Source organism: Edaphobacter paludis, from assembly GCF_039993895.1.
GTDB lineage: Bacteria > Acidobacteriota > Terriglobia > Terriglobales > Acidobacteriaceae > Edaphobacter > Edaphobacter paludis.
Genome location: NZ_CP121194.1, coordinates 3,386,898 through 3,400,069 on the forward strand (window position 1 = coordinate 3,386,898; position 13,172 = coordinate 3,400,069).

Annotated in this window: 11 protein-coding genes; 3 read left to right on the forward strand and 8 right to left on the reverse strand. The window is 56.5% G+C overall.

Annotated elements, in window-relative coordinates; translation table 11 throughout:
• The first annotated feature begins 110 nt into the window (after positions 1-110).
• Together P4G45_RS14100 and P4G45_RS14105 are read left to right on the forward strand one after the other, a co-directional pair.
• Positions 111-1,433, forward strand: coding sequence for an alpha-L-fucosidase (locus tag P4G45_RS14100; RefSeq protein WP_348267116.1), 1,323 nt, complete (start codon positions 111-113; stop codon positions 1,431-1,433).
• 75 nt (positions 1,434-1,508) lie between these two features.
• Complete coding sequence (locus P4G45_RS14105) at positions 1,509-2,234, forward strand: SGNH/GDSL hydrolase family protein (protein WP_348267117.1); 726 nt, start codon at positions 1,509-1,511, stop codon at positions 2,232-2,234.
• A 91-nt stretch (positions 2,235-2,325) separates the two neighbouring features.
• On the opposite strand, the gene P4G45_RS14110 is transcribed toward P4G45_RS14105, so the two are convergent.
• The 8 genes from P4G45_RS14110 to P4G45_RS14145 all read right to left on the reverse strand — a co-directional run bounded on the left by P4G45_RS14110 (position 2,326) and on the right by P4G45_RS14145 (position 12,032).
• Positions 2,326-3,315 carry a hypothetical protein gene (locus P4G45_RS14110; protein WP_348267118.1) on the reverse strand — a complete coding sequence of 330 codons (990 nt, stop codon included), beginning with the start codon at positions 3,313-3,315 and terminating at the stop codon, positions 2,326-2,328.
• Positions 3,316-3,459: 144 nt separating this feature from the next.
• The gene (locus P4G45_RS14115; protein ID WP_348267119.1) at positions 3,460-5,274 is read right to left on the reverse strand and encodes a chloride channel protein; all 1,815 of its coding nucleotides are present in this window, start codon (positions 5,272-5,274) and stop codon (positions 3,460-3,462) included.
• A gap of 151 nt (positions 5,275-5,425) precedes the next feature.
• Entirely contained in the window at positions 5,426-7,237 is a 1,812-nt protein-coding gene (locus tag P4G45_RS14120; RefSeq protein ID WP_348267120.1) for a chloride channel protein, read from the reverse strand.
• A gap of 79 nt (positions 7,238-7,316) precedes the next feature.
• Entirely contained in the window at positions 7,317-7,793 is a 477-nt protein-coding gene (locus tag P4G45_RS14125) for a MarR family transcriptional regulator (protein ID WP_348267121.1), read from the reverse strand.
• A 763-nt stretch (positions 7,794-8,556) separates the two neighbouring features.
• Positions 8,557-9,105 carry an HAD family hydrolase gene (locus tag P4G45_RS14130; RefSeq protein WP_348267122.1) on the reverse strand — a complete coding sequence of 183 codons (549 nt, stop codon included), beginning with the start codon at positions 9,103-9,105 and terminating at the stop codon, positions 8,557-8,559.
• Positions 9,102-10,193 (reverse strand): glycosyltransferase family 9 protein, encoded by a 1,092-nt coding sequence (locus tag P4G45_RS14135; RefSeq protein WP_348267123.1) that lies wholly within the window; start codon positions 10,191-10,193, stop codon positions 9,102-9,104. The genes P4G45_RS14130 and P4G45_RS14135 overlap by 4 nt, the downstream gene beginning before the upstream one ends.
• A gap of 87 nt (positions 10,194-10,280) precedes the next feature.
• Positions 10,281-11,090 carry a 2OG-Fe(II) oxygenase gene (locus P4G45_RS14140; protein WP_348267124.1) on the reverse strand — a complete coding sequence of 270 codons (810 nt, stop codon included), beginning with the start codon at positions 11,088-11,090 and terminating at the stop codon, positions 10,281-10,283.
• Between the two features lie 45 nt (positions 11,091-11,135).
• Positions 11,136-12,032, reverse strand: coding sequence for a glycosyltransferase family 2 protein (locus tag P4G45_RS14145; RefSeq protein ID WP_348267125.1), 897 nt, complete (start codon positions 12,030-12,032; stop codon positions 11,136-11,138).
• Between the two features lie 178 nt (positions 12,033-12,210).
• Here P4G45_RS14145 and P4G45_RS14150 point away from each other — a divergent pair, with 178 nt between their 5' ends.
• Positions 12,211-13,089: a hypothetical protein gene (locus P4G45_RS14150; RefSeq protein ID WP_348267126.1), complete on the forward strand. Its 879-nt coding sequence runs from the start codon at positions 12,211-12,213 to the stop codon at positions 13,087-13,089.
• The last annotated feature ends 83 nt before the right edge of the window (positions 13,090-13,172 follow it).

Here is a 13,172-nt window from a genome sequence, read left to right on the forward strand (position 1 = left end):
CTATAAATATTAGAAATATTGAGAATGATCCTTGACAGTACCACCCTACGGGCCTTATGGTTTCCACCCATATGAGCGCTTATACCTATCCCCGCAGGCAATTTCTACAAATGGCTCTCGCCGCCTCCGCCGCCCCTCTCTTGCCGAGCGCGGCCTTCGCTTCCCTACTCGAGGAGGAGCGCACCGCCTGGTACCGGAACGCCAAATTCGGGATGTTCATCCACTGGGGACCCTATTCACTCGCCAGCGTTGAAGCCTCATGGCCCATCATGCGGCCCACGCCCGGCGGAATTACCGAAGCCGAATACCGTGCCCTGCCTGCACGCTTCAACCCCACAAAATTCGACCCTCAGGCCTTCGTCGACCTGGCTCGCAGCGCCGGCCAGAAATACATGGTCTTCACCACCAAGCATCACGACGGCTTCTGCATGTTCGACTCGGCTTACACAAAACACAAAATAACCAATACCCCGTACGGCAAGGACATCGTCGCGCAACTTGTCGCCGCGGCAAAACACTCTGATATGCCGCTGGGCTTCTACTACTCTCCCCCCGACCTCTATCATCCCGACTTTCGCGACACCTCAAAGCTCGCCAAAGAGAATTGGGAGGGCGAGCCGGATCGCCCCGAGTGGCCACTCTACCTCGATTACATGGAACTCCAGCTCACCGAACTGCTAACTCGTTACGGCCCGGCTGCACTGATCTGGTTCGATGGTCTCAACAATCAGAGAAAATACAACGGCACCCATGTCCTCGATCTCATTCATCGGCTACAGCCACGCACACTGGTCAACGATCGCATCGGCGTGCCCGGAGACTTTCAGACTCCTGAACAGTTCATCCCCAACGCCATTCCTACACGCAACGTCGTGGTCACCGGCATCGATCCCAGCGTGCAGAACAAGCTCGTAGCAACCGCCGTTCCAAGGCCCGAGGACTTCCAGCTTTGGGAGACCTGCATGACCATCAACGACACCTGGGCCTATAACAAGCACGACCTCAACTACAAGTCTGCTGATTTTCTGATTCGCAGTCTGGTCGAAGTAGCGAGCCGGGGTGGCAACTTCCTCCTCAACGTAGGGCCTCAGCCCGACGGAGTCATTCAGCCGGAGTTTCAGGAGCGTCTACGCGCTATCGGAGACTGGCTCGCCATCAACGGTGACTCCATCTACGGAACAACCTACGGCCCAGTACAGGGAGTCAAAGGCGTCCGCACCACAGCAAAAGGCGGTACGATCTTCGTCCACGTCTTCGATTGGCCCGCATCTTCGCTTGAGATGAAAGGCGTCGATCCGAAGATTCTCTCAGCACACCTGCTTGCCAATGGCCAGCCGCTAAAGTTCAATCAGACCGAGAGTGGATTGCGCATCGACTTGCCTGCACGCGCCCCGGACGGAAACGTAAGTGTTATCGCGATGAGGACTCTTTAGCGTGCGAGGCTCGAACGACGCACAGACAGACAACCAGACCGAAATCGAGCGGCCTGTTTTTTGGAAGCAGCCACGATGAAGATGTTTTCAAGAATCACGTTACTGCTGTTATTGAATGCCATGCCCTTCTGGGGACAGGCGCCGCTCCCGTTCCTTCATCAGAATGATGTGGTCATCTTCCAGGGCGATTCCATCACAGACGGAGGACGATGGCGCAAAGGGGAAGATTACAACCACATCATGGGCCAGGACTATGCCTACATCCTGGCGGCGATGGTCGGTGCGCAATATCCGGAACGACATCTCAACTTCATGAACCGGGGCATCAGTGGAGATCGTATTTTGGATCTTGCCGCTCGTTGGCAGTCCGATACGCTTGCACTCAAGCCAGACGTGCTCAGTATTTTAGTTGGGATAAACGATACCCTCTCCGCCGGCCCAAAAGCTGAGACCGTCGAGGAGTACGAGCAAACCTATGATCAACTACTGGCGCAGACGATCGCCGATCTGCCGCACGTAAAAATCGTGCTCGGCCAACCATTCTTACTTCCAGTCGGCAAGCATCAGGTCAACTACGCAGCAGAACTGGCGGAGGTAAAGAAACGACAAGCCGTCGTGGAGAAGCTCGCAGCAAAGTACCATCTTCCCCTTGTCAGGTACCAGGATGTCTTTGACGCCGCATCGAAAAAGGCGCCAGCAGACCACTGGAGCTGGGACGGCATTCATCCCACCTACGCTGGCCACTGGCTGATGTCGCAGGCATGGCTACAGACTGCAAACACCTTCTGGTCCACCCCCTAAGTTGGAATCTTCGGGTCATGACCATTGCTTCCGTCCATCAATCTCTCTGGAAGACTGCGCTGGCGTGGACTCGCTCTCTGCACGACTGACTTTAGACGATCTGCTCCAGCCACTCCTTACTGTATACATGTCCAAGTTCGCCTAAAGCCTTCGTCTCTCCTGTTTCTGTTTCGACCACAGGCAAATCCGAAATTATCCTGAAGCGCTCAAGTCCTCCTGCATATGACAGGTTGCCTGATCTGTCTCTTGAACTGCGGGCTTTTGAGGGCAGCGCTGCACGATTCACTAAAGCTGTGTCCAGGCGCTGCGCATAGTCCTCGCGAATGAAAAATGCGTCATTTGCCGCCAGCGTCGTTCCAAGAAACCTGTACCCTTTACGTGCCGCCAGGGACCGCAGAGCAGCGATCGAGGCACCGAAATAGAGATGGCTGAAATGACTCTGGCTACACATAAACGCCGGGTCATAGGGAACAGTGACAGCATGTAAATCCCCAAATACGGCGTTGTACTCGCAAACGCAGATCACTGGCTGAACTACGTCAATAGCTTCCCATATCCAATAGTCATTGCCATCAACATCGATGCTGAGAAGTCCCACTTCTCCCGAGAATCCAGCTTCGGCAATCAGGTCGTTGATATTTTCCCGGGTGATAAATGCAGATTTCGCCGTGAGATCATATCGCCAGAAAAGAGCGCCTTTTTTAAGATGGTCAGCCAGTGCAGGGTCTCCGTCCATGACAAGACCTCGCCAGTTACGGTTCTCCAACAAAAACCGCGTGTTCGCTTCGCGGTAGGTCTCTACCCCAAACTCGATAAAAGTATGCAAGTGGGCAGGGATCGCAGCACGCTCGATCAGCCAATCGATAATTCCGTCTTCACCCCACTGCGAAAATACTTTGAATTCGATATCCTGCAACGACTGGATCGTTTCCATGGAGCGCGTCCGCCAACACGCCATCCGCCCTTCAATCAGTAGAGAATCATTGACCTTTTCATCAATGCTGCGCGTTGTTGCGTCAACTGGGCCATTGATAGCTCTCCTTAGGAGACCAAGAAATTGCGATTTGATGGATCCGGGCATTATGGGTTTTCTATCCTGTAGTCGCTAGATTCAAAATGAAATACCTCTTCTCTTCAGAGATCAGGCTCTTAAAAAATATATACCGTCACTACACCTATAACCCTTAGCGCCATACCTTCAGGCTCGAAGCCGCGCCACCATCCATCAAGCCTTACTCTTCGCCACAACCTCTCGCGTCTCTTCCTCCATCAGCCAGCGCCGTAATTGCAGAATGTCATTCGCCCGCGCGATGCCAATCGGCTTACGCGACCCATGAGACTGCACTACCACCACATTCTCAATATTCTTCAGCAGCATATCGCGATTCACCTGGTCCACCGCCTCCTCCGGATACGCCAGCACATAGTCCTGCCGCGCCAGTTCGCGCATCTTGAAGTGGTGGTCCGGCGGCTCGATCTTCAACAGATCGTGCGCCTCCACGATCCCCACCAGCGACCCATCCTTCTCCACCACCGGCATCAGCCCAACGCCGCTTCCCGGCGCAAGCGTCGTCAATACCGTCCGCAACTCCTCATCCGCATCGATCACATTGAACTGTTTCTGCATGATCTGGTCGATCCGCGCGCGCATCAGCACCGGCACCGAGTAGTCCTGCAAAATAATCAACCCACGCTTCACCAGCTTGCCGGTCATGATCGAATCCCGGCTGAACAGCCGCACAAACCCATCCGAAACCATTACGCACACAATCAGCGGAAGCAGCGCATTCGGATTGTGGCTCAACTCGAACAAAAACACGATGCTCGTAAATGGTGCCCGCGCAATCCCACCAAACACCGCGGCCATCGCCACCAGCGCATAGAACGCCGGGTTGCTGACTAGATGGGGAAAGATATGTTGCAGCCCAATTGCGAACGTCGCCCCAATGCCCCCGCCCACAATCAGCGACGGAGCAAACACGCCGCCCGTAGTTCCCGATCCCAGCGAAATAACCAGCGCCCAGAACTTCGCCACCGAGATGCCCAGCAGTTTGCTCATCGTCAGCCGGTCATTCAACATATCGCGAATCGTGTCGTATCCAGTGCCAAATACCTGCGGATAAAAATACCCAATCACGCCCAGTATCAGCGCGCCAATCATCGGCGACCAGATGAGCGCATGTTTAATGGGAAGCTCGTCGAAAAAATCTTCCATCCAGGCCAACGCGCGAATCATCGCCAGCCCCACCATTCCCATCAGGATGCCCATCACCCCAAACAGCCACAGCTCATTCATGCTGGTCAGCTTGAAAGCCGGCGTAGGAAACAGCGGCGTCCATCCTACAAAATGAATGCGAACCCCCGTCGCCACCGCAGCCGCAAGCGCCACCGGAATAAACGACCGCGCCCGCAGCTCGAACAGCAGCAGCTCAATCGCCACCAGAATCCCCGCCAGCGGAGCGGTGAACGTAGCGGCCATACCAGCCGCTGCGCCCGACGCCAGCAGCACGCGCCGATAGTACGGTGTCAGCCCCACCGCCTGTCCAAACAGCGACCCAAACGCCGCGCCCGTCTGTATGATTGGCCCCTCCGCTCCGAACGGGCCGCCAGTCCCAATCGCCAGTGCGGTCGCCAGCGGCTTCAGCAGCGCCACCCGAATCCGCATCCGGCTATGCCCAAACAGCACCGCCTCCATCGCCTCGGGAATCCCATGCCCCTTCAGCGTCGGCTCCCAGAAATGAACCATGATGCCGACCAGAAGTCCGCCAATCGGCGGAATCAAAATCACCCACAAGCCCAGGTGGTTATACGCCGGGTTCGTGATCGCGAACGAAGCCTTGCCGTAAAAAAAGAGATTCGTAAAAAGGTAGATCAGCTCCAGCAGGCCTTCCGCCACAAGGCCGCCGATCAACCCGACCAGCAGCGCATAGCCGCATATCTTGATGACCTCCGGCTCAAGTGCGACGCCAAACTGGCTTTTTTTCTGGGGCTTGCTTTCAGGGGTTGGCGTCGTCACTTCAGTGAATGGATAATCGGCCATCAGGAAACCTCCGCACTTCGCTACAAGCATCTCAAGCATTCCGGATGAATCAAACGATCCATCCGGCCAAACTCTCATGCAGCAAGCCCTGGCACCAGTGGCCAATCAAAAAATCCGCGCGGCAGCAGCAACCCAGCGCGTCACCATCCACTTATTCCACTTGGCTGTGCTCCTTCGATCCCGCTTCCAGACTTGGCTGCGTGGGCTCATCTCGATAAGTCTTCAGCGCCTGCAGAATATCCGTTTTGGTCACGACACCTTCGAGCTTCCCTGCGCCACTGGTCACGAGCAGCATGTGCTGTCGATGCTCACTCATCAGCAGGCGCAGCCCTTCCATCACATCGCAGTCGGAACCTACTCGCGAGGCGTGCCGATTGGTAAGTTCGCGCACCCGCATGGTGTCCCACTTCTGCGGCGATACCTTTGCAATCGCCCACACCTCGACAATCCCCAGCAACTGGTCCTCCTCGAACACGGGAAACGTCGAGTGGTGATAGTGAGGAGACAGCAGATCCGTAAACTCACGCAGCGTCAACGCGCCCTGCACCGAAACTACTTTCTGCTGCATCACGCTGCCCACCACTACATGCCGCAGCTCCTGCACCCTGACGCCTTCGTGCAGCTTCTGGTCACCAGAAGCCGACGCATCGCCCGACACCGCATACGCCACCGCCGCGCCAATCAGCGCGGGAATAATAAACGCATGTCCGCCCGTAGCCTCCGCGACGAACACCACCGCCGCCAGCGGAGTCTTATAGCCCGCGGCGATAAACGAAGCCATGCCCACGGCAGCATACAGTTCAATCGAAGAACTGTGCACCACAGCCTGCGCAAACGCTACGCCAAAGCTGCCGCCGGTCAGGAACAGCGGAACGAACATCGCGCTCACGCCGCCAACGCCCAGCGTAAACGCCGTCGCCGCCAGCTTCAGCACACCAAACACAACCAACTCCAGCGTGCTGTGGTGCGTCCCCAAAATCATTCCCACCGCTTCGTAGTTAGGGCCAAGCGGCACCAGCGAGCCATGGAAGAAGTACAGAAAGATCACGCCGCAGATACCGGTCAGCAATCCGCCAATCGACATCTTGACCCAGTGCGGAAGTGAAGACTTTACGCACAGCGTCCGCAGGCGCCGAAAGGTAATGACAAACGCCATCGCGATCAGACCAATGATCAGCCCCAGCAGAGCGCACCAGAAGAGGTCGCGTCCCGTAAACGAGGTTGCGCTGGCAAAATCGAACAGCGGAGCCCCACCAAGAAACGAGCTCAGCGTGATGTACGAGATCACCGAGGCAATCAGCGACGGGACCAGCGCCTCATGCGCCAGGTCGTCCTTATAGGGCATCTCCAGCGCAAAAACGATACCAGTCAAAGGCGCACGGAAGACCGCCGACATACCCGCCGCCGCACCGCAGATCAGCATGATGCGCCGGTCTCGCGCATCGAGATTCAACCACCGCAGCTTCGCCCAAAGCCACGAGCCGATGGCCGCGCCGCCATAGATGCTCGGCCCCTCAAGCGCCGAACTGCCACCAAAGCCCACCGTCGTAATCGCCGCCAGCAGCTTCGGCAGAAACGGCCGCATGTTAATGTCGCCCTGGTGCTCGTGGTACGAGCGAATGACCTCTTCGGTGGAGTGCTCATCCGGGTCGGGCGTCAGATATTGCATGATCAGGCCCGTCACCGCAAACGCAACTACCAGCCCCGGCACAATCGCCCAGTGATGCCCCAGGTAATAGCCCAGCACCACCGGCCACAGCTTGCCCAGGATAATGATCGCGATCACGGTGATCGCCAGCCCCGTCGTCACCCCGATAATGGGCGCGATGATCAGCCACTTATGCAGGTCGCGCGAATAGGTAGCAGTAAGGTCCTCATGCACCAGTGGCATGTACTTGCGCAGTAGCGGGTGCCGCAGCACCCAGTTATCTTTTCTCGTTCTGATGGTTTGCGTCTGATCCATTTGATTAACTGTCTTTACCTTTGCCGCGACAAAACTGTCGAATATTCTTCCAATCCAAAACCAGAAAAGCTCTTCCCAGTCAGATGGCCTTTTTCTTCACTTCGAGGACCTGGGCGGGCACCTTCGGGACCTTCATTAACGCTTCCTTGGCAGCCTTTACCTCTTCTTTATGCAGCTCCGTCAACTGGGCAAGAATCTGCTCGCCCTGCTCAGTCAGCGAAACCATTACGAACCTGCGGTCGTTCGTGTCATGTTCCTTGCGCACCAGTCCGCGCTGTGCTGCCCGCTCCACCAGACCCACCACCGAGTTGTGCCGCTCCTGCAAAAACTCGGCCAACTCGGACACCGAAGCCGTCCCTCGGCCGGTATATCCGGCAACCCCAAGCATCAGTTGGTGCTGCTGCGGCGTGACCCCGCACTGTCGAGCCGCCTTCTCGCTGAAGCGCAGGAACTTACGCAGGTTATAGCGAAACCACGCCAGATTCCGAATCGCATCTTCGGTACGAAGCTGAACCGCATCGGATGGAATCGCATGAGGAGAAGAATGCCGCGTCATAAAAATAGTATATCGCATCGTGATTGAATATATATCCTACCGTGATGCATTAATCGCACCGTGAAATTCCCACGATGAGATCGTGTACAGCCAAAGTCGTCGATTATTCCGACCTCATTCTCATCCCCCACATCGCCACGCAGCCGGTCAGTTCCTGCTTGAATCTTCCAAGGCGTAGCTTCATAAACGCGGAACCTTAGATTCGCTTTGGGGAAACGACTTCAGCTGTGCCGAAAGCGATCTGCTCGCCATAAACGCCGAACCGAACCTTAGTTTTGCTTAAGGGCACGGCTTCAGCCGTGCCGCAAGCGCTCTGCTGGCATGGGGCTTTTAGCCCCTGAGGTACGGTTTTCGTTCCATGGGTGGCGCCTCCCTTACTCAGTCGTGCCAAACGCAGAGGGAAGCAATTTGTCTCAGCCGAACCTAAAACCCCAAACAAGCTGTCAAGTCCTGAACCCCAAAAAGCATGCCCAGATATCCGTCCAAATGCAACAAAATAAACAATTTAGATCGATAAAAATAAACCGCTCCAACCTGCAAATCAGTTCCACCCAAATTGCTAGACTGGAAACAGTCAGAGTAAACCAGAAGGCCCAGCGGAGAAGCTGGGCCTAAGTCCTTTAGAAACAAGACTTTGAAAATTATCTCCAATAGAATGAAGACTTTACCAGAAAAGTATAGGGGGGAGGGTACCTATGAAAGGACGGAACCGGCGCAAAACTCGGTCGCGACGGCCTGGGCAATCAACTGATTCAAGACAGCCTCAGCCGCGCTCGACCAGCCACCCCTCCACCTCATCCAACCCGTCCACCGCGAGATACTCCCCGCCGCACCCCTCGGCCTCCGTGCCCTGAATCAAAAACGCCTGCCGCAACCCCGCCGCGTTTGCCGCCGCAATATCGCTGCAGCGATCGCCGACCATGACGCTCTTCCCCAGCTCCACGCCAAACTCCCTCGCTCCACGGCGCAGCATCCCAGTTCCCGGCTTGCGGTCCTCGTGCTCCCGCTTATAGTCGCCAACCCCATGCTCAGGATGAAAGGGACAGTGATACACCGCATCAAGCTCCACCCCTTCCGCCCGAAACGCCTCCCGCATCCACACCATCACAGCCTCAAAATCAGCCTCACTATAAAACCCGCGAGCGATGCCAGCCTGATTCGTCACCACGATCAGTCGATAGCCTAACCCAGCCGCGATCCGGCAAAGCGAGAAGATTCCATCGACAAACCGCACATCCTCCACCTGGTGCAGATATCCCACTTCATGATTGATCACACCATCACGGTCCAGAAACAAAGCGCGTCCACTCATAACTTTGCCACCACCGTACTCATCGGAGTCACAACTCGCGGCGGCATCGGCCGCTCCGACCGCCTCTGCTCCATCACCGCCTCGACCTCACGGATCACCATCTCCACCGAAACCTGACGCACGCATCCATTGTGCAGACACGGCGCATAGTCGCGGCCGTCATAACAGGGCCTGCACGCAAATCCTTCTCCGCCCCACAGCGCCACAGTATCTGCCCGCTGCGGCAACCGTCCCCTCGGATCGGTTGGCCCAAAGATGCTAACAATCCCGACGCCCGTAATTCCAGCCATATGCAAAGGCCCGGTATCGTGCGTCACGATCACATCACTATCTTCCAGCAACGCAAGCATCTCCGGAAGCGTCAGCTTGCCGGTCATGTTGGTCACAGCCAACCCCGCAAACGCCGCAACAGCCCACATATCTCCAGGCCCACCAGCAAGAATCACTTCCACCCCACGCTTCAGCAAAAACGATGCAAGGGCAACGTAATTCTCGACGGGCCATCGTCTCAATGCATCATCGCGCATCATATTCTTGGCTCCCGCCGGCGCAAGCACCACCCGCGCCTTGCCCTCCGTCCGAACCAACGGAGACACAGGCAGCCGTTCCGCCCGCACTGGAGTCAATCCCACCGGTCGCTCGCCATCCTGCCATCCGAGCAGAATCCGGGCATACTCATCGGTGTGGTGTCGCCCAGGCAGCAACATCCTGGCTCGATCCGTTTGAGACAAGATCACCTTCCGCCGCGCCCGGATCGGCAGCATCACGATCCGATAACGCGCATCGTAGTAAAGCGTCACGCAAAGGTCATACTTCGTCCAGCCGACCGTCCTCCACAACCCCAATAACCCGCGGACCCGCTCGGTCGCAGAGCCCTTCAGTATCGCCCGGTCATCCACCACAATCGTTCGTATCCAAGGGTAACAACCAAGCAGCGGCGCCACCGCCGCTCCGCCTACCCAGTGCACCTCAGCACCGGCAAGATGGAGCGCATAGGCAGCAGGAATCGCCATGACGACGTCGCCAATGGCCCCGAATTTTATGATAAGAACGCGTCGAATCGTACCCTGCCAGATCTTTGTGTCCATTGATCACAGTCAAGCGACATGCTGCTGAAAACAGTCGCGCCTATCATTCCACGCAAAATGAAAGCGGCCAGATAAATCTCTTCCAGCCTACTTCTTGTGCGTATCCTCTTGCCGGTAAACCGCTCCCGAAGTCTGAACCTGGCTCCGCAGCTTGATCAGTTCAAGCACCTCTGGATCATTGGCCTGTTCACTGCTTGGAGCAAATAGCGCGCGTCCACGCTCCGCGGCAGAAGTGCGTGGCTCGCAAAGGTAATAGATAGCAAGACTGTTGCGTGGTTGATTGGGAGGACATGCGACGGGATCCGGCAAGCCATGCCAGGAATTCTGCGACGTATCAAAGATAACAGCGCGGTTGAACAGACATGGTATCTGCTTGGCTAGTTCCCCAGGAGCATTCTTCGACTCTTCGTGCCTCCAGAACCCAAGCGCGCCGCCCCATTCGGCTTTCCATCCCGGCTGCATATAGATAATCAGATTCAACCGGCGCTCTAACCCGGTCTTGGGGTGGATGGAGTAATCCAAATGCATGTTGAGTTTGCCACCGGTCGCATGGGAGTGCCAGCCGCCACCGTGTAACCCTGGGTCGGCGTAAAGTCGCTCTCCCGCCAATTTGCTCATCTCGCTCACGAACTGCTCGGAGTTGAGGTAGCGGAACAACTGATACGTCGCCCGCGGGAACCTGTCCCAGTGGTTGCAGGCCTTCTTTACCTCAATCGCGTTGTTGTACTCGTTCCATACCGGCCCGTCGAAAGCCGGGAATTCGCCAGCCACTGCATTTGCAACCTCAGGTGAAAGAAAATTATCAATCACAACATGATGGAACGGCTCGGCAGCGCGGAATTTAGGGACCAAAGCGTCAAAGGCCGGGGGAGAACTAAGCGGGGGCGTAAATGACATGACTAGCACATTCTATCCGGTGGGGGCGGGATAATGAAAGCTGGCTCAGATTTGATCCGTAAACTTCAGCCGCCCCTCCTTCAGATAGACCTCGATGCCCTGCCATACAGCGGACAGATTCTTCCACTCGAACCGCCGCACGCGGTTTGCCATCCGGAGCAGAAGAAAAATCGTAATGGAAATGGCGGGCACAGGAGCGTGCCGCTTGAGCAACCGCATTCCCGACGTGGTTGCGAAGCGATCGATCAGTGGGCTGCGCTTCGGACTGCTCGCCCCTTCCTTGTGCAGGATCGCAGTATCCTCGGCAATCGACAGTTCATATCCGGCGCGGCGTAAACGGATACAGAGGTCGCTATCGTCGCAATACATAAAAAAGCCCTCATAAAATATCCCAACGTCTTCGCACACCTTTCGAGGCAGAAGCATACACGCGCCCGTCAGGTACGCATTCCCGCCAAAGTCCGTGGGTTGCACAAAATGAGAGACAAAGCCCGTCCACAAGTTGATACGTCCACCGCCCCACGCCTGTACTTGTGCCGGATCATGCATGTAATACAAAACGCCGCCGATTACACCAGCTCGTGGATTGGCGGAAGCTCGGCGCACGAGCTTTTTCAGGGTATCGGCAGGAGCAATCGTATCGTTGTTCAGCAGCCAGACGTACTCGGCCCCTCGTTGTAATGCCAGCCGGGTTCCCACATTGCAACCCGAAGGGAAGCCCAGATTGCGCTCCTCCTCGATGACCGTGACCCAGGGATGAGCCTCTCGAATCCGACGGCAGGAATCGTTGGTAGAGCCATTGTCGACGACAATAACGTCTAATGCATCGTAGTCCTGATGACGTAGCGAATGAAGACACTCCACCGTGTCCTGCCAGCCGTTCCAATTCACGACAACACACGTCACCCGGGGGGAAGCCCCAGCATCATTTTCCTGCATCATCCCCTCAACCATTAGGCAATGCCCGCTCGTAAAGTCTACAGTCTCTCTAAGCCACGCACTCACAATATCCAACAAAACCCTCGCACGGTGTCCCCCTCACCTGCCATCCACTAATTGCGCATCTCACAAGACGTACGGTTGTGGAGACAATCTCCTTAAGGAATAAGGCAAATCAGAAATGTCAGTAAGCGCTACGGCAAGCACCTCATCCTCCACCAATCAGTCCCGCCTCTCCCGCTGGGTTCTTTTTCTCTCATTTCTTGTAGCCATGACCCCCTTGGCCTCGGCTTTCAGCACTCCCCTGACCGGTTCGGCGCTTGATGACGGCTATTTCGACATGTACAACCTCGATTTCCCCGCCGCTCACCTCAAATTCCAGCAATGGATGTCCGCTCACCCGGAGGACCCCATGGGGCCGGCCTCCGATGCCGCAGCCTGGCTCTTCGGCGAGTTCGACCGCCTCCATATCATCGACGTACAGCTCTTCGCTGACCAGAGCCGTTTCGACAACCGCCAGCGTCTCACCCCCGATCCCACCGTCCGCAAATCCTTCGATGACCGTGCCGACCAGGCAAACCGGCTCGCTGATGCCGCGCTCCAGCGCAACCCCAAAGATGTCACCGCCCTCTACGTCAAAACCCTGATCTGCGGCATGAAGTCCGACTATGCTCTGATGATAGATAAACGCGACATCGCCGCCCTAAACCTCAGCAAACAGGCCAGCGCCTACTCCCTGCAGGCCCTCGCTATCGACCCCACGCTCTACGATGCCTATCTAGCGACAGGCGTCGAAAACTACATGCTCAGCCTCAAGTCAGCACCCGTTCGCTGGATTCTCAACCTCACCGGCGCTAATACAGACCGCGAAGAAGGAATCCGTCTGCTCCATCTCACTGCGTCAAAGGGCCACTATCTCGCGCCCTTCGCCCGCATGATGCTTGCCGTTGCTGCCCTGCGCGATAATCATCCGCAAGAGGCCAAAGACATCCTCATCGCGCTCTCGAAGGAGTTTCCCCAGAACACCCTCTACCACCGCGAGCTGGCGAGAATCCACTGATTTCGCCTTGAATCCGCGACTTGAATCCACGTCTGCGTGTAGGCTGAATGCATCGTTTGCAGCCACCCCATCACGCAGCACAG